The 18,931-nt window shown below is 47.4% G+C and carries 6 protein-coding genes and 3 pseudogenes; 5 read left to right on the top strand and 4 right to left on the bottom strand.

Translation table 11 applies throughout. From position 1 onward, the window contains the following. The first annotated feature begins 132 nt into the window (after positions 1-132). Both BHU62_RS12185 and BHU62_RS12180 read left to right on the top strand, forming a co-directional pair. Complete coding sequence (locus tag BHU62_RS12185) at positions 133-399, top strand: hypothetical protein (protein ID WP_078062056.1); 267 nt, start codon at positions 133-135, stop codon at positions 397-399. Between the two features lie 60 nt (positions 400-459). Beyond that, a complete protein-coding gene (locus BHU62_RS12180) occupies positions 460-1,155 on the top strand; it encodes a helix-turn-helix domain-containing protein (protein WP_078062055.1) in 696 nt (231 codons plus the stop codon). A gap of 53 nt (positions 1,156-1,208) precedes the next feature. Here BHU62_RS12180 and BHU62_RS24945 read toward each other — a convergent pair. Beyond that, positions 1,209-1,304 (bottom strand): annotated as a pseudogene (locus BHU62_RS24945) (IS5/IS1182 family transposase); the annotation flags it as partial. Positions 1,305-1,382: 78 nt separating this feature from the next. After that, on the bottom strand, positions 1,383-2,483 hold the full coding sequence (locus BHU62_RS25230; protein WP_073532244.1) for a hypothetical protein: 1,101 nt from the start codon (positions 2,481-2,483) through the stop codon (positions 1,383-1,385). A gap of 285 nt (positions 2,484-2,768) precedes the next feature. Here BHU62_RS25230 and BHU62_RS12165 point away from each other — a divergent pair. Both BHU62_RS12165 and BHU62_RS25405 read left to right on the top strand, forming a co-directional pair. Continuing rightward, positions 2,769-3,686 (top strand): annotated as a pseudogene (locus BHU62_RS12165) (IS630 family transposase). 467 nt (positions 3,687-4,153) lie between these two features. Then, positions 4,154-9,070, top strand: coding sequence for an RHS repeat domain-containing protein (locus BHU62_RS25405; RefSeq protein ID WP_073532243.1), 4,917 nt, complete (start codon positions 4,154-4,156; stop codon positions 9,068-9,070). A gap of 152 nt (positions 9,071-9,222) precedes the next feature. Here BHU62_RS25405 and BHU62_RS24600 read toward each other — a convergent pair. Further along, positions 9,223-10,269 (bottom strand): annotated as a pseudogene (locus BHU62_RS24600) (IS3 family transposase). Positions 10,270-10,603: 334 nt separating this feature from the next. Next, on the bottom strand, positions 10,604-17,302 hold the full coding sequence (locus BHU62_RS12140; RefSeq protein WP_236720667.1) for a TcdA/TcdB pore-forming domain-containing protein: 6,699 nt from the start codon (positions 17,300-17,302) through the stop codon (positions 10,604-10,606). 448 nt (positions 17,303-17,750) lie between these two features. Here BHU62_RS12140 and BHU62_RS12135 point away from each other — a divergent pair, with 448 nt between their 5' ends. Beyond that, positions 17,751-18,674, top strand: a complete 924-nt coding sequence (locus tag BHU62_RS12135; RefSeq protein ID WP_078062054.1) for a LysR family transcriptional regulator — start codon at positions 17,751-17,753, stop codon at positions 18,672-18,674. The last annotated feature ends 257 nt before the right edge of the window (positions 18,675-18,931 follow it).

The raw sequence follows: 18,931 nt of genomic DNA, 5'->3' as shown, positions 1-18,931 counted from the left end.
ACAATAAACCGAAGCAAGCAATGGTACGGCCAAGGCACAACGCCCCAAGGAAAACAGCAAAAAGTCGGCTTGAAAATCACACAGAAACTGCGTGAGAGCTAATACCCCCGGTAAAGAAAAAAGGAGAAAAACATGAACAATAACGTACTGGATAGTGAAATGGCGCTAAGGGAAATGCATTCAGCCCTGGTTGAGCTGAGCCACAATGAGAAAAGAAAAGTAGAGGGAGAAAAGCAGGAAACCTGGCCAGGGACACGTGAGCTAGCGGAACAATGTGACGTTGATATATATCGCGCAAGAGCACTTTTACTCAAGCTGGTCGAACAGAAACTGGCAAGGAAGTCAGAAAAGCGATTTCACAAATCGTTAAGATGGCTGGCCATTAACACTAGAAATTGAAACGCATAACTTCAAGCCACAGGACATAAAAATCAATACCCGGAGCGAATTGATATAATCATGAAAAGTTATCCACCTATTCCACCAATAGAAAATACACACAGACATAACAAGCAAGAAACAAATAAATTAATGAATATTTCAATCTGTATTCCTGACTGTTATTTCGCGCTGGGGTTGATGGTATGCCTGGAAAACTTGATGCAGACGCAGGGGAAAACCGTCCAGTTTTACAACGGTTTTCCCCCCGGCGTCAGACCGGATATGGTGTTCATATTCCAAGCATCCGACCATCCACTGAGTCTGTACCGATTACCGTCCAGTAACGCACCGATCTTCATCATCAAGGAACGAGTGGGTAGAACAGGAAATATCGGTTGCAACTGTAAACATACGAAACTGTTTACTCACTACTCCATTGCCAAGACCATGAACATGATTGCGCAAGCGTTAACCTGCGATAGCCAAGCGTGTCCATGGGTATGTCATGACGTATCACTGTCAGACCGGGAACAAACGGTATTATCATTGATATCTCAGGGAAACAGCTTGCAGCAAATCGCTGATTATTTGGGTATACACCGCAAAACAGTCAGCGCACATAAAACGAAGGCAATGCAAAAACTAAATCTCTCCAACAATATAGAGCTATTTTATTGGTCAAAAAAACATCTGATTGGTTTTATGCCAAAATCACTCCTGTCATTGCCTTCTACGATTAAGGGAGGGGTTGAAAGTCTGAAAGTAACCCGGTAAAACGAACCATTCGCTTTAAAGATCGTTCGGCGACAACTTCCTTAAAAAACGCTGGCCGACTCGTCAAGCCAGAATGTCAACGATCTACGATTGACGAGAGCCTTGTTGTAGGTCGCCCAGTTAGTGCTCTTGAACTTTTGCTTTGCCACGAGATACCGCTACAGGATCAGAAGTTTGGCGCTCTGATCCTGATTACAGTCAGAAGTTCAATTTATTCAACAAAGCCGCTATTTGCGCTGGCTCAAAAACTCGTATGCATAACCACGATAATAATTGTCACCCGTCTCCGGATGAGGGTAGGCGAAGAATGTCCCGGCATTGCCATACTGGTCACGGAAATTGCATTCAATATAAGTGTCCACTGCTGTGCTACTTTCGATATCTTCGCTATAAGCATTGTTATCGGTATCTTCAAATCGCGCCACGGAAAAGTTAAAGAGCGACTGTTCCGTATTAGCGGGCACATTTTCCATATATACGCCACCACCAATACCAACTTCGCCAAAATATCCCACCGTCAAATTCCTGGTGGTATCATTCTCACTAAACCAGTAGCAAATATTCGCAATCTGATGAGTGTATGCATAATGTCGGAAGTACATGCAATACGCCCATGAAGAAATATGCTCGCGTCTGACACGAACCGAATCATAAGACGTTACTGCGCTGGACGGGGTACTACGTTTATATAAAAACTCCCCCGCTCGAATACTGACGGTATAATTCTCCACCCATGCTGGATCACCATTAATTTCTTCACTTCTTACACGAGTGTAAATTGCGCGCAAGTTATCGTTTTCGCTCTGCCTGTTGTCCCGATAATTAATGTTATAAACAGTAGGGGCGTTGGCTTTAAGCGAAACTTTACTGTCAAACCCAGAACTGCCTGTGGTATCGACAACCTTGCCGTTGCTCAATTTTAATTTAACCGCGACTTTGATAGTACGCTCATTCTCATCGGGCGGGCACATCACATAATACGTCAAACTCATCATATTGCTACTTAGGGCAGAGATAGCTCCTTTTGTTTCTGGCTGTTTATATTCACCTTGAGTGGTGGTATATGACCAGTCAGATTTACCGTCAGCATATTTATCTACTTTGGTTAACAGGTTACTATTGTTAAAGTTGATTAATGTAATAGCTTCCTGCAGCTTTTTCAACTCACCACCGCTCAGGTTGACATATTTTCTATCTTTATCAATTGCAATCATGCGTACATATACACGGACCTGCTGATAACCATTAGCAAATATAGTGATTGTCGAATCACTATCAGCCGTTATGGAGAATGCTTCAAATCCGGCAATGTCATTAAACGTACTCATATTTAACCACCTTTGTTTTCAATGTATTACTATCAAGTTTATGCATCAGACTCTCTCTGAGAGAAAATCAATTGCATCCATCAACGTCTTTCTCTTACACGGTTTTTATATCATAAAAAAAATAGAAATAGTTGAGTTATTTTTGAGCCATAGTGAGAAAATATCAAGTTCCAGGAGGAACTAGAAGAGAAGGAGCGGTTGTAGCAATCTGCGTTAAAAAACAGACCAACCATCACAATTCCTGTATACATTCGTGATCAATGAAGATGCTTGATTTTGTCAAAAATGAGGATCAAAGTATCCGACATGAACATTTTTATTACCGATGAACAAAAAACTGAGCTTGAACTACTTCACCGCGAAAGCCGCAATAAGCGAAAATTCGACTGCATTAAAGCTATCCTGCTGGCATCTGAAGGATGGAGTTCTGCCATGATCTCGCAGGCCCTAGGTCTGCATGAGGCAACCGTGAACCGTCACATCAGCGATGACATTAACAATCGTAAACTGAAATCCGAAAATGACGATCCCCAAAGCCATCTCAGCGAAGTACAGGCCGTAGAATTTATCACTTATCTAACGGTGAATCTTCTGCCCACCACACAGGCCATCAATACTCTCGTCGAAGAATGGTGGGATATCCATTACACCGTGCCGGGCATGAATAAGTGGCTGCACCGCAACGGCTTCAGCTACAAAAAACAGCAGGTGTGCCCCATAAGTTCAGTGCGAAAGCACGGCAGGTGTTCATGGCCGCCTGTGACCAACTGAAGTGTGATACTAGCGCCAGCGAGCCCATCCTGTTTGTTGATGGTGGTCCACCCGACTCAGGGCACGAAACTGGCGCATGGCTGGATGCCCAAAGGCTAGAAAACCGTGGTGGAAACCAGCGGCAACCGTACACGTCTGAACCTAATGGGCGCGCTGAATCTGAACGACATCGGCAACACCGTTATCCGCGAATATAACACCATTAATGCGAAAAATATCGTGCGGTTCGTCAGCGCTATCCGTGAAATGTACTCGATCAGTCAGAAAATGCACATCATCCTGGGTGGCGCGGGTTAGCACCGGTCATCGCTGGTGAAGGACTGGGCTTATGTGATGAATATTGAACTTTTTAGTGAAATATTATCGGATATCGCCGGAGTTATGGCACGCATAATTAACGATAGCCTCCAGATTCTGAAACTTGCATCTTAAAATTAATCAGGTAGTTATCTCCTTATGCCCCATCCCTTTCGACAAAGTATAAACCTCCGTCCTGAAATTTTCTCCACACATTCTGAATAAATCTCAGAGACACCTCAGTTATCATTGATTACAGTTACAGTAATAACCTGATGCGGTAAAGACGTACGAGTGCTGAATATTTTTATGATGCCATGACACCGACAGCAGACACCGTTACCTGAATGATACTTTTCATTTTATTATTCCAATGGAGAAACACAATGAGGAACTTTAGTGACATTACGAGTTCTGGATCCTTTTCGATGACCGCAGATACTGGAAATTGTTACAATATGGTTAATAAATACGAACTTTCCAACACCCACGGTTAATTACCCTTAATTATTTCTGTCTCTGAGGGCGGCGGGGAATTTATTCGATTACCGCCTTTTCTGACGAAAATCGACCTGCTTTATTCAAAATTCAAGGATCTAATTATGTCTTCAGACTTTACTACCCAGTCCACCAATTTCCTCAGCGCCCAGTCTGGCGCGGTTGACCCCAGAACAGGCATGTACGGATATAATATTTCCGTGGCGCACCTTTCAGGTAATTCAGGTCTAGGACCTGAGTTACCCGTGCTGCTTCGTTATTCTCCTCTACAAAGGGAAAATAACGGCTTTGGTATCGGCGTGACCCTCCCGGTGACCTCCTATGATAAGAGTACCCGGACACTTCAGCTTTCCACCGGTGAAAGTTATAAGGTAATCGAATCCGGTAATATACTGCATGTTATCCATGCAAAACCCATTAACTTTAAAGCGGAAGTCCGCGAGGACGGTTATTATATTTCTTATAAAAATGGTATCACCGAAATACTGACCGCACCGGACAAGGCCGGCATAAAGGTCACTGAGGTGATATTATCGCCGGCCGGGCGGAAGCTGCTTCTTTCCTGGGAACTTTTCGGTGGCATCAATCGACTGATCTCCGTTCATGACGAATCCACTGAGCTTCTGACAGTGAGTTACAGCAGCACCGGCGGGCTGATAACGTTTGAGGTCTGGCCCGGCACGTCTGAAGCGCATACGCTTGAACTGATGCTGCAGAACGAGTATTTATCTTCCGTTCTTAATCAGTCACTCTCCCTTACCTGGGAGCTGGAATACACCGATGACGTGCTGACAAAAGTCACTGCCCCCACTGGACTTATTGACCGGGTAAGCTACGGTCAGCAGGGGCACCAGTTTCCGACCGGTGGACCATCCGGCACCCTGCCTTATGTCATCGGCTACTGGCAAAACGATGCAACCGGCACGCAACTGCATAATATCCGTTATCACTATACAGACCATAACTTCCTCGGGTTTGGGAGCAGCAACAGCGGGTCTTGGGACAAGGATACCGATTTTCTGTATGGCGTCCTGGGGGACTATGAATACGGCAGCACGGAGACTTACCTGGATGAAAACGATGCGGAATTAAGTAAAACCACGCGGACTTACAATAACTATCATCTGCAGACAAAAGAAACCGTTCAGCGCGTCGGTTCCACGTGTACCAGTGTCACGGAAACGGAATACTATGCCATCCGGGGCGAAAATTTTGATGATCAGCCACCGCAATTTCAGATGCCAAAGAGGAAAATACTTTCACTCATTGATACATCGCGTCCGGAAGCTAAGCAGAGCCGCAAGGAGGTCACACTAACGGAATATGATGAAAACGGGAATCCGGTTCGCCAGGAGGCTCCGGATGGTACAGTCACAGAGTATACGTTCTACTCAGCTGACGGCGATGGAAATAACTGCCCGCCCTCACCCAATGGCTTTGTGCGCTTTATGCATAAGATGACGGTGATCCCCCGGAGCAGTGACTATGAGGACGTTCTTGCTCGCGTTACTGAGTACACCTATACCTTCCTGGGGTCGTCAGATCATGTGGTACAACACAGTCAGAAACAATATGTTGGTACCACACTGTTGTCAGAGCAAGTTACGGACTATAACGCGACCAATGGCAACAGTGAATATGGTCGTATTATCGGTATCACCCGGACGCTGTCCCATAAAGAGCAGATATTCACGAACGTTCATAAAATTACTTCTACAGTTCGCAATAGCCTCCTGACGCAGAGTACCACATTGACCGGACATGATGGTCTGACGACGGTAACCAGTCGTACGCTATCTGCTCTATCGGGGTTATTGTTCAGCGAGACCAATGCTTGGGGTGTAACCAATAAATATACGTACGACCCTGTCGGTCGCCCTTTGACTCAGGTGATAGCTTTCGGGACGCAGTATGAAAATCGCCGTACATGGCACTATGCCCTTGAGGACACTGGCCCCATCACAGTAGAAACTGATGCTCTCGGTAACCAGACGCGTATGCTTTTCGACGCGATGGGCAGAGAGAGAGAACAGCAGACTATCGACTCAAACAGTACGAAAAAGTGGCTTGATGTGGTCACTTGTCAATACAATTTGATGGGCGATTATGCCTCGGGTAGGGAATATGACTGGCAGACTTCGCAGCCTGGCTCGGAAAGTTATTCAATAGGGGCAGAGGCGATCTATGATGGTTGGGGCCAAAGCGCCGGGATGCGTCATTCCAATGGAATTTACAGCCTGAAGGATACTGACCCCGTCGACCTGATTATCAACGAATATTCCCAAGGAGGGAACGATAAAGCCGTGTTGACTTCCGGGAAAAAGACAACGTTTCTTGATGAGAAGAGCCAACTGCCAGTCAAAGAAGTTCTATATGATACCAATAATGTCGAACAAGGCATTGTCCGGATCAAGTATGACGGTCTGAATCAGCTGCGTGAAACGCAAGATGAACGGGGAAATGTAACCCACTTTACCCGGGATGACTTTGGCCGTGAAGTCCGCCGGTTACTGCCGGATGGTACTATTGTAGAGCGCGAATACGCGCCATACCTGAGTGGCAATCAGGTAAGTCTGATTAAGGTGACTGGACAGATGGCGGACGGAGTGTCCCGGTGTATCACGATGGGTATCCGGGAATTCGATAGTCTAGGTCGTATAACTGAAAGCCTTGTCGGCGGGCGCAAGACCACATACCACTACCAGGATGCATGTCCGTTACCGGACGTGGTGACACTGCCCTCCGGAATAAAGACACAATACACGTATATCCCCGAACTAAACCATGCCATAAAATCACTGACCACTCAGGGTATTACGCAGTCATTCAACTACGATCCGCTGACCGGTGACCTGCTACAGGCATCCGAGGGCGATAATGTCAACAATCTGGCTTGGAGCGCTGACGGCCAACTGAAAGCGGAGGAATTTGTGCGGCAGGGCGATACCTGTCAAACAGGTTACACCCGGACACTCTCTGGTGAGGTGACGGTGTATACGGATATCACCGGTCATCAGGCACGGTATCAGCGTGATACTTTCGGCAAGGTGGTCGGGATAACGGATGGTCCCATCAGTATCACGCTGGGCTACGACGCACTGTCCCGTCTGCAGATACAAACGGCTACTGATAGTACGTCGGCCAGCTCATTGTCGACCGCTCTGACCCGGGATGATTTTGGCCGGGAACTTACCCGAACTCTGACCGATAGCACGGGTGCCAAGCTTATCGTGGCACAAACATGGCTAAAAAATGGCTTGCTGGACACCCGAGTCATCAGTCAACAGGGCTCTACTGTCCGGACCGAACAATATGAATACGATATGCGTAATCGTCTGGTCAGTTACCGGGTGAGTGGCGACAGTTTGCCACAAGATGCTTTCGGACACTCTATGTCGGCACAGACATACAGTTATGATGCACTGAACAACCTGACCAAGGTAGTGACCACTCTAAAGGATAGCAGCACGGATACGGCACTATACCAGTACGATAACAGCGATGATCCTACTCAGTTATCTGCAGTGACGCATACTCATGCTATGTACCCGGAAAATATTTCGCTGGAATACGATGCTGAAGGTCGTATGACGAAGGATGATGCCGGACGGCAGTTGACGTATGACGCAATCGGACGACTGAGTTCTGTCCAAGGTGAAGGTAATTCTGGTGGACACTATAGCTATGACGCACAGGATCAGCTGGTCTCTCAAACCGTCAACGAAGGAGATACCCGCAGACTCTATTATCGGGGAAATGAGCTGGTCAATGAGGCTCTGGTGCAGCAGAAACAAGCTGTTCGCCTGATTAAGCACGGTCACACCTGCTTGGGGATTCATAATGGAGATATGCTAACGCTAACGGGGGTAGACCAACATGACAGTCTACTGTGGTCCAGGGGAAGCCATGAGAAAGAAGGCGTACTCCACAGTTGGTCTCCATATGGCACCGGTGAACCTCAGAAAATGTTACCTGGGTTTAATGGCGAGCGGCCAGATCCGGTCAGCGGCACCTACCATTTGGGTAATGGCTATCGTGCTTATAATCCGGCACTGATGCGCTTCAACTGTCCAGACTCCCTTAGCCCATTCGGTGCCAGCGGTATTAATCCCTATGCGTATTGTGCAGGTGACCCGGTGAACTTTAGCGATCCATCAGGGCATATCAGTTGGAGCGGATGGCTGGGTATTGGTCTGGGCATTGTGGGGATAGCACTATCGGTTGTTACACTGGGATCCTCTCTGGTGGCATCATCGATGGCTGTAGGCGCAAGTGCGTCGATTGCCACAGCGGCAGCGTCCACCTCCGCGTTGAAGCTGATGGGTATTGGTTTAGGTCTGGTGGCCGACGTCACCGGGATAGCGAGTGGAGCAACGGAGGAAACAAATCCTAAGGCATCATCCATATTGGGTTGGGTCTCTTTGGGGGCTGGGGTTGCCGGGATTGCTGCCGGGCTAGCGCCATTAGCGGCCAGGGGAGTTTCGAAAACCGGGAGGTTTGTTGGTGACTGGCAGTACAAACTGCAACATGCCGGTGGTGTTCCCAAGTTAGGTACGCAGAGTGATACGGTTACGATGCCTATACTCAAAAATACAAAGGCAAAATTATATGACGTTGAGGAGAATTTAAAGGGCTGGGCCATCAGAGAAAATAAGGCCAAAATAACCCGAGTGACGAAAGCCAGCGATTTAGCAGAAGTACGCGATTCTAGTAAAGTGCACAAATTCGTTTTTAGTGAGGATGGGGTGCTATCTATTGGTAGCATCAGTAAAAAAATTGATCCTAAAAACTTATCTCATCCAACTCTGGTCGGAGGGCCAAAGGGAAAGGGTGCTATTAGTGCTGGATATATGTATCATTCAGGGGATAGTTTTTCGATTGTGAACCATTCTGGTCATTATCAACCAAGCTTTGAAGATTTAACCCCTACCGCTGATTTTCTTTCAGATTCATTCAACCTAAATGTACGAAGGGTGAGAAGTGGTTCTCTTCGTCATTTATGGCTACATAAATTCAATTAGTAAAAAAACACATCTTCAAGAATGGTTTTCAAATTGATGACAAAGTCCTGACCGAAAGGCCGGGGCTTTGATTTAATAGGTTCTGTGCAAAAAAAATAATAACAATAATAACAATTATTTTTATGCTCAGAGAACTTGTAAGCTCACCCGTTTTATTTCCACGCACTTTTGGAGATTTCCGTGTTTTCAGCCAGCCAACGCTCTGTAATTTCCCGTGCTTCATTCAGGGTTCTGAACAGATAGAAATCCAGGACTCCTGTACAATACGTTCGATTGAACCGTTCGATAAACGCATTCTGCGTCGATTTTCCCGGCTTAATAAATTCCAGCATCACACTATGTTCTTCGACCCACTGTGCCAGCGCCAATGAGATCAGTTTCGGACTGTTTCCATCTGCATCTTCAGCGGATATCCACGGTTTGCCACTATCCTGTCCAGCCCCCTCACAACCCGTTGGGCCAGGATATTCAGGTCAATTTCTATTGCGAGGGCTTCGCGGTTAAAATCGGCCACCACATTGAAGGGGCGGAAGCGCCGGCCGCAGACCAGCGCATCGTGCATAAAATCGATGGGCCAGCTCTGGTTCAGCGCTTTCGGAGTCACCTGTGGTGCTGGGTTACGCACTGGCAGTCGCTGCCTTCTCTTGCGACGATAATTCAGTTTCAGCAGGCAGTAAATCCGGTGAACACGCTTATGATTCCAGGCGTTACCCTGCCTGCGAAGGAGCTGAAACAGCTTCTTAAAACCATATTGCGGATAGCGTTCTGCCAGTTCAGTCAACGCCGGGAGCACAGATTCGTCACGCCTGGTATCAGGCTGATAAAAATACACCGTCCTGCTCAACAATGCTGTCCTGCACGCTTGGTGGATGCCCATGGCAAACTGCGCGGTCAGATAGCTGACCAGCTCCCGCTTTATCGCGGGTTTTAAAGCTTTTTTTCGATAACGTCTTTCAGTGCACGACATTCAAGGCTGAGATCGGCAAACATTTGTTTAAGACGACGATTTTCTTCTTCGAGGTCTTTCATCTTTTTGATATCGGAGGCTTCCATACCGCCGAACTTTGCTTTCCAGTTGCAGTGCGAGGCTTCAGATATTCCCACTTCACGGCAGACATCTTTGACGGTCCGGTCCGCTCTGCTTCGACGGACTTTAGCACGGTAATGATCTGGTGCTCAGTAAATCGGGCTTTGCGCATGGCGATCTTCTTAAAGGACATATTCAGTATGTCGGAAGATCTCTAAAAGTGAATGGGCCGTTTTACCGGGATACTTACACGCCCACAGGATAAATCCCCCTGAAATACCAACCTTTGAATGGATTCATACTCTGTTCCCCTGAAAAAACCAAGAGTCAATCTACCGCCACCGACTAATTGCAGCAGTGCCGTAATTATTCCACGAAAAGAAAACGCAAGGTGGTTACACCTTGCGTTTACATAATAATGGCATTGCTGACAGAAATATTGCTTTTCATTTAACATTGTCAACAATGCCTGCCATCTAAGGCGTTAAGTGTTCTTACTTAACCATCTACCCTCTCCCTAAGCTAACCAACTCCCCTTCGGCATACCCCCCAGAAAGGTAATAGTCGACCAGATCGCTGACATTCATTGAGCTTCCCGGGAACTCCAAATGCAAATGTTGATGGTTATGCGCTAGCTTTCCCATTGCCTGCCGTATCACCAATGCCGTTTGGTTCTCCGTATCGATAATCAGGAGGTCATCATTAAAGCGACTCATAAAAAGCTTCCTTGGGTTATCGATCGGTAGAATGACTTTATCCGCTTCCTGAGCGGGATCGTCATTATCGATGACGACTTTTCTATAGTGTTTCCACATTTCCTCATCGATGCGATATGTATTTTGACCCGCCCCGCCATACAGTACCAGGCTGTCAACACCATCAATGAGCAATGCTAGCTTATCTCGCCCTCCCAGGAGCAGTAGCGAGGAACCAATGCGCTTCACGTCCTGAAACTGCGCAAACGCTTTTGCATGCCCGCCTTTAACCTTATACAACATCTGAGTTGTTGGAGTGAACGCAAAGGCACTTTTTTGATTGGGATTAATACCCACGAAACGCAACGTATCCGAAGCAGGGATCTCTTCTCCCGAAAACACCTGACCACTGCTGATATCGAACCAACTTGGGCTCTTATTGCCGAATAAGCTCAACGCTCCTTTGGCATGCCACCGCGCGGCGAGTTCACCGAGATCCTGTAGTTTGTTGTTTTGTTGCCAATCGAGGTCAACCCCCACCAAACGCACATTACCGTTGTCCGTCCTCTCCAAAATCTCCCCTTTTACAGTGAACAGACGCAGACCTTCATTGAGCTGCTGCACAGCTTTGAGATGTAACTTCGGTAATAACTCTCGGGCTTCGGGGACTCCCGCCGTACTCCCCAACTGATAGCCTGTACCGAATGCAGCCATCAGCTCATCGTCTGCCATAGCCGTCTGCAGATATAGCTGGCCACTTTCATGTTCAAAGATACGCGCAGTGGAGCCATCGGTATCAAACCCCAGGAACTGAAGTGACTTGCCTTGCAATGCGGTTGAACCAACGACGACTTTTTTGCCCTGGTAATACCATACCGCTAATAAGCCGCTGTCATCTTTACCCTTGACCCCAAATACCGGCAGAGGAATGTCACTGTCCGTCACCCTGGCCAAATCTTGCCACCAGTGGGCCCGTCCTTTTAACCAATGTTCGTTAACAGCACAATAATGAAGATCCCCATTAGCATCGAGATTAGCAATGAGCCCATTGCCAATAATGGCGATCACCTCCCCGTTCAGGTTGATCAGGTTTGCCGATGCAGGGATGTTGACGATACGGAACGCAGTAGGATGGTCAGCATCGAGAATGGCCTGGCCAACACCTTCCTGACGGAAGACGAACCGCTGGCTTCTACTATAAAAGAAAAAGACTTCTACGCCGTTGGAACCCACCCGACTACCGGCCAGCATCAAATCTGTAGGAATGGGCCAATGACTACGCATTTTCCCATCAGATTGTGGGGGTAATTCATCATAGCCTGGGTTTGCCAGATTTGGTTTTATCAGTGCCCCATCTGCCTTGCGGATCCAGTAACGGTGTACAACGTCCATGATATCTGTACCGAATACCGCGACCAATGCCGCCTCGGTTGGCTGGATAAGCCGCTCCCCCATCGTCAACGTTGGCTTGGTACGCGGAATACCATGATCCTTGTAACTCTGTAACAATCCTTCAAGAATGTCCCTTTGCTGACCAGCCTGCGCCAAATGCCGGAGCATGGCATCATTCCCAAACACGCCCACGAGTTCCATCCGGTCCCCAAGGAGTTGGTAGCTCAGCTCAGCTTCTCCATCCTTTAAATAATAATGTCGTGTCAAATAGATTATCTCTCCTTCTTGCCACAGCCGACAAATTTCCCCGTCAATTTGATTGGACCATGGCTCAAACTGCGCGTCGACCTTTCCGGTAACGATATCCGCCCGCCAGGCAGTCGCGTTGTTGGCGTCATAAAAATAAGCGTATTCTTTTGTTACTGCCCCCAATCTGGCGCCCAGGCTCAGTTCTTGAGGCACATCGCTGAACAGCATCCGTTCCCTGGCAACATCATAGAAAGCCCGGCCAACATTACGTTGGCGGTAGTGGTAATTATCAACAACGACGTACGGCCCATGTAACTTATGCGTTTTTATCATTTCATTCAGGTGTTGTTCTATCCTCCAATCGGCTCCCTGCCATTGGCTTGCATCTTCACTCACTATTTCAGCGGTCTGAGCAACAAAGTTAACGTTGCGCACATCCCCTTGCTTATTGACTATCAGCACTTGTTCATATTGCTTTGGTTCGAAGTCAACCTTTACTCCGCCGATGATCAATTGGTTTGTCTCATAATCGATACTGTCACTGTCAAGCTGACTGCAGTCAAAAACCCATTGAATGGTCGTATTCTCGGTACGACGGCTGGTGAGTTTTAATGTGCTTCCTTTATTCAATACAATGCGATACTGCCCCCCCGCTCCCGCGATCTCATAGTGAAGATAATGATGAAACTCCGAAGGTAATGCAGGCATCACTAATTGCCGATTTTGTCTGTCGAGAATAATTTCGATAGGCGTATATACGTACTCTTGATAAATATGGGTAACGATGTATTCGGACGGAGACAAATAGAAATCGTAATAAAATCGCTCATCGCGTTCTAGCCTGCGAAGAACATCAAAACCTGTATCCCTGCGCGTTGTGGCGAATGCTAAAGCCTGATGCGTATATCTGATATACGATTTTGGCGTTCCTGGCAGGATTAAAACTTCACTGTCTTCGTGGTCAAAATGCCGGGGGCCGGTATACCCAATTCCGCTACGCACGTTGATTGCCTGCTCGCGGTCCAGGATCATGTCTGGCGTGCCCCCCCATGAGAACCAATCGATGTGCCCTACTCTATATTTATGATGTTTACATCGGTAGAGATACTGACTATCGAAGTCAATTTGATTTTTAGTCATATCCAGGCGCTGGAACACAGCACCGGGTAATGGCACCAATAGATGCTGCTGATCGTCATACCGATACCCGTTACCCTGATAGGCTTTGTCTAGCATGTCGAAGTAGCGCCCTACCGCCTTTGCATTATCGGCAACGGCGCCATAGGCCTGTGCCAGCCCCGTAAAACCGACCGCCAACCCGGCGAGAATAACCGTAGGAGCCGCAAGTGTGGCCGCGGCCGATGAGGCGCCAAGCACCCCTGCGGATACGCCCGCGATCCCGGTCACTAACCCCGCAGAATCAAACGCTAACTGGGTGCCGAATACCGCCTTCTGCGTTTCTGTCTTAGCTTGAGATAATTCATAAATATCCAACCCCACCATTGCACCGTTAAGAAGCACACCAAGCCCTTCGTTAGCGACATGCGCCAAAGTAGAGGAGAATTGTACAAGTGAGGTTTCTGCCACCATCGCTTCGCCACGCAACGCGGTGCGCACCAGTTCGATGATCTTGGTAACGTCTTGCCCCCCACCGTGAATCATTTGAGCATAGTTGAGGTAACAGTGGACCTTGAGTGCAGTGGCCAGATCTGATGAGCCTGCCCCTTGCGCGACGTCGTTACGGTTCTTATTGGCAAACCATTCGATCAAGGCCTGTATCGCAAAGCCGGCATTTAAACCGTCGACTGAAGCAACCTCACCCACCGCACTTCGGCGACGTAACTGGCCATTCTCAAGCGCGAAATGTCCGCCCATCACACGCAAGCGTTCATCGATAAAGTGGCGGAACTCAGTAAAAGTGGCATCGTTCGTGGGTACCCACATTTCCTCTTGGCTATCGCGATGGATAAACTGGACCCGGTAGTTATCTTCCCCGATGTCCTCAGTATTGGCGATGACAGGCATCCAATGTTGCTCAAGACCATTATCCCGGAGCAATCTGTTAATGGCGGTATCGAACTTCTCCCCCCACTTCTCAACATCGAGGGTAAGCAGTGCAGAGCGTAGATTCACCTCACTGGCGACATCCGGAGTGATCAGGCTGAACCCCAGATCATGTATCAAACGCTGCAATCTGGTGTAGCCCGATGGATCTTCAATACTATTTTTTAATCCAAGTCTATCCAGCCGCTCCTGTTCATCAGGGAAAAACTGGCTCAGTGCATACTGTTGCGCCGCGCTGAGTTCCGACAGAGGCTGGCGCCCCTCCTTAAGAGCGTTGAACAACTGGGCAACATCAATCTCGTCCCTGCCGACCAGCAAAGCACTTTCCATCCGCTCTTTATGGCTGACGATCTCACCACTCTCCTGCCACTGAAGTACCAACTTTTCGGCGCTGGCTTTGTGCACCCAGTTTCCATCTCCATTGAGAGTCTGCTTGTGGCCGGCCGCATCGACAGCCAGATCAGACGTACGAACCGAGATCTCGAGTCCTGCCGTACCGAGCTTACGGGTAAACTGTGTTCCGAAACTGTCTTGTTCAGAATCTCTCCCTAGAGAACAGCCGACCAGACTGATCCGTGAGGGCGGCGCTTCCACGCCATAATCATGGGCCAGAGTGTGAGTCAAAACCCCAAGTACCTCAACCATCTCTCCGGCCAACAACCCACCCAGAGTTTGGTCACCATCGGCATCAGTACGCCCGTGTCCTACGATCTGCCAGCGTACCTTCGGTACCCCGCTATCCGTGCGTTTAAACAGGGACACATCCCCATAGACAACCCGCACACGGCCATCAGCGTCGAGCTGAACGATCATGCTGCTATTGGGGTGCTTAGCCGCCAGGCGAGCGGCAGCTTTCGCCACCACGGTATCATTTTCTGTCTGAATAATGATCTGCGCGTTGTAGCGGCTGCTGCCCCCATCATTGGCCTGTGTAACGCTCGGTTGGAACCAGGTTTCGACATGACGATTTTTGAGCGGGCGAGGATCCGTCAGGCTGTCATCGCGCGTTACGGTACGAACGGCATCGACAGATGCCTGATCGGTACGCCAGATGAATCCATGACCTTCGGCAACACGTTCAGCAAGCAAAAGCTCACCGCTGTTGATCCATGCGCTTTCGCCGGTTAACTGAGCAGGCATGTCCTGAGGCGTGAAATTGGACAACAGGAAACGTTCCAATACCGCGATTCGTTTTTGTTGTTCGAGCTTGTCTTCAATAGTTTGAGCGGCGTTAACATTGATACGGGTTTCTCCACCCGACTCGCAACTCAACACAAATTCCCCCTCGTTGCTATTGTGAGTGACGACGACTCCCCACGCCTCTCGCAATAAATGGAATGGCAGCAGGCGTTTTAACTGATTGGAATAACTGTCGATTACATCCCCATAAAACTTAAGAGTGACATAGGGGCTTTGACCGGGAGCATCAGGAAAACGAAACGCTGATGGTCTAGCGTCGACATCGATTTGTGTCAGTAATGACAGGATACGCTGATACGATTCGCCCCGTTTCTTCCCAGGAACAGAAGCTTCATCAAGCAAGTTATCCACACTCCAGAGTGTGACTTTATTCCCGGTGGGTGCCCCTCTTGCGGCAGCGATTCTTTCCGCCACAGCCAAACTGTCAAAATCATTCAGTTCGAGCAGTTTTTCGTTCGTTAGCCGCAGAAGCTCTTTCATCGCGGGGAGACGACCTGAATCGGAATGGTGATCGATATAAATCTGTAACTCTTTATGGAGTTCAATCAGGTGCGATTTTACCTTGCCGTCAATCCATTGTTTATGCAAGGCAGCAAATTTTTCGTCCACTAACCACTGAGGCAGATAGTTGTAGTTTGCCAGAACGCCTACGTCAGCAGCAGTCAAGCGGGAACCGATCTCCTCCAGCGGCTTATCCAGGTAAGTTTCGAACGGCTCATGCAATATTTTAATTGCACCGATAGCGCCCGCTTTTTGCAATGCCCGTAAAACAGGTAATTCAACGTTCCAGAAGAAGTTGTTGATTTTGATCCCGCCTTTTGACATGACATAGACTGTTCCCCCAAGCTCTGCGGTGCTCGCTGCATATACCGAGCTCAGGAAGCCAGCGATCGTAATAGAGCCTTGCTTTGCCGCCTTAACAAACAGACTATCAGGTGGATTGCTGCCACTGATGATATTCGAAACACCTGCGCGCAATTGATGCACAAAATCTAAAGCCGTAACATCAAAATCGGTGGCGATGCCCGGTTTTCCTAGCGCATTCAGTTTGTCATTCAGCACATGCTGGTAACCTACGTAATCATCAGACCAGAAAGTAAGCAGCCTGTCCGCCCCATTCTTTGGCAAGAATGAAAATCGCAGTTCATCAAGAAAAGTCAAAAGTTCAGCTCTTTTATCGATGTCCTGACGGACAATCCCCTCGACGGCTAAGTCGGCGATCCGTGTCTTTTGTTCATCTGTCAGACTTGTCGGCGGGTAGTGTCCGCGGCGTTGCTGATTTTGGATATAAGTATCTATTTTCTCTTGTAATATACGTTTTACAAGCTCCAAATCTAATCCCTGTAACTCGAGCGGGGTCAGTTGCTCGAACCCAGGGGTAAGGGTTTGCCCGTCCTTGATTTTTTCTCTGGTCAGGCGCAGGTATACTTCTCTAACCAAATCGATTCGCTCTTGAAGCGTATTAAATGTGCGGCGGTTAGTAGTGGTAACAGCAGTAAATGTACTCATGTATGTTCCATTAATAAGATAAAGATAAAGATAAAGATAAAGATAAAGATAAAGATAAAAATTAATTTTAAAGCGGTTCGTCAAAATTAAAATCACAGTCAACAACAATCTAATTCATCACAATAACATCCAGCCCACCCTCTTGATTGATACAGCGCACAACAAGCCTCCCCCTCAGAATAAAACACATCATGAATGTAAATTCGATGTCCATCTTGGACTTCGTCATGTTTCTTTTGGCAATACCCTACTCCTGATGAGCGGACTTTGGTCATTTTTATCCGAACGACATGAACAAAATAGATAGATATCACCCAGACAGGCCTGATAAAGGATATAAGAGAACGCACGAACTATATCGCAGCAAAACAACTCGAGAAAAACATAGCTATTACATCAGATTTTGTTACTACCATCTCCATTTTTCAAGATTCAAATGAGATGCCAATCACAAATAAAAACATTCAATGATAAAGGCAAACCAATCAGTTTCCTGTTATGAAATTAGGGCCCATAATGAAAAATGCATCAATAAAGTTGTTAGATGGAAGGTATAAAAATGGATTTTATGTCAAAGCGAGTAAATTACTTCATAGCTGTAGCACAAGAGGGGTCTATAGCAAAAGCTGCAGAGCGGCTGTGCATTACACCATCCCCATTGAGCAAAAGAATTAAGGAGTTGGAAGATGGCCTGAATATTATACTTTTCGAACGCAACTGCCACGGCCTGACGCTAACCCAAGAGGGAGAAAATCTGTATCGTAATGTTATTACTCATTATGAAGAACTCAACCGTATCAACGGAAGTTACAAAGATAAGAAATGTATCCAGGCAGGGGTTTATGGCCCGAACCCTGCGCATGTCAATATGATAGTGGAGTATTTACTCATGAAAAAACCCACCCAGGCCATCAATCTTGTACGACTGACCCCGGGTGAGAACATCTGCAGCCATGAGCTCAGTCGGTTAGATTTACTCTTTAGCATCGAGCCCATTTCGCCTTCTCTATTTTTACGGCATCTCTGCTCTGAAGAGCAGCAGCTCCTACTCCTTCACAAAGCAAACCAAACTTCCGAACAATGCCGTGCGTTGCCTTGGGTGCAAAGCCCCTATTTTTCCGAGACAGTAGCCTTTAAAAATCATCATAATCACCTACTGCAACTGGGTTTCTCCCAAGAGGTGATGAATATCGATAACCTCCAGTTACGAACCAGTCTTATCCGTCGAGGTAAAGCCATCACGCTAACTCTTGGGTCAATTTTATCCGCCATCAATATCGACGAATATGAATATAATAGTATAAATATCCCTGAATTATCTCTAACACACCATATCTATAGCAATGTGGCTGCATTGAACAATAGCCAACAAACAATGAGCTCTTTAATGGATATGGGGTTCAATGGCGGAACCGCCGACACTTCCGCTACTCCAGAACAAGAGCAGAGTCCAATCTGCGATATTTAAGTCATATTGACAATTGTCAATGTTATTCCATGATAAGATCCGAAAAAATAGTGAGTAATATATTGTTTTACATATAGTTGATTAAAGAGTTGTCATGCATTGATAAAAAACCAGATGGGAAAACGGCAGGGGAAGGAAAGCCGCAGGCCACGCGATCGGCAAACAGCGGTAACGCCAGGGGCTCGCCGGGTGAAAAAGCATACAACCTTGAAGTGCTCAGCATAATCATAACCAAACTGTATATTTATACAGTAAAG

It is taken from the genome of Serratia marcescens, assembly GCF_001902635.1.
Taxonomy (GTDB): domain Bacteria; phylum Pseudomonadota; class Gammaproteobacteria; order Enterobacterales; family Enterobacteriaceae; genus Serratia; species Serratia marcescens_F.
Note: the sequence above shows the minus strand (reverse complement) of the source record. Positions and strands in the feature narration are given on the sequence as shown.

Bases quoted from the DNA above. Each gene is read 5' to 3' on its own strand.
- BHU62_RS25230 (WP_073532244.1), bottom strand. From the start codon at position 2,483: ATGAGTACGTTTAATGACATTGCCGGATTTGAAGCATTCTCCATAACG.
- BHU62_RS25405 (WP_073532243.1), top strand. From the start codon at position 4,154: ATGTCTTCAGACTTTACTACCCAGTCCACCAATTTCCTCAGCGCCCAG.
- BHU62_RS12135 (WP_078062054.1), top strand. From the start codon at position 17,751: ATGGAAGGTATAAAAATGGATTTTATGTCAAAGCGAGTAAATTACTTC.
- BHU62_RS12180 (WP_078062055.1), top strand. From the start codon at position 460: ATGAAAAGTTATCCACCTATTCCACCAATAGAAAATACACACAGACAT.
- BHU62_RS12185 (WP_078062056.1), top strand. From the start codon at position 133: ATGAACAATAACGTACTGGATAGTGAAATGGCGCTAAGGGAAATGCAT.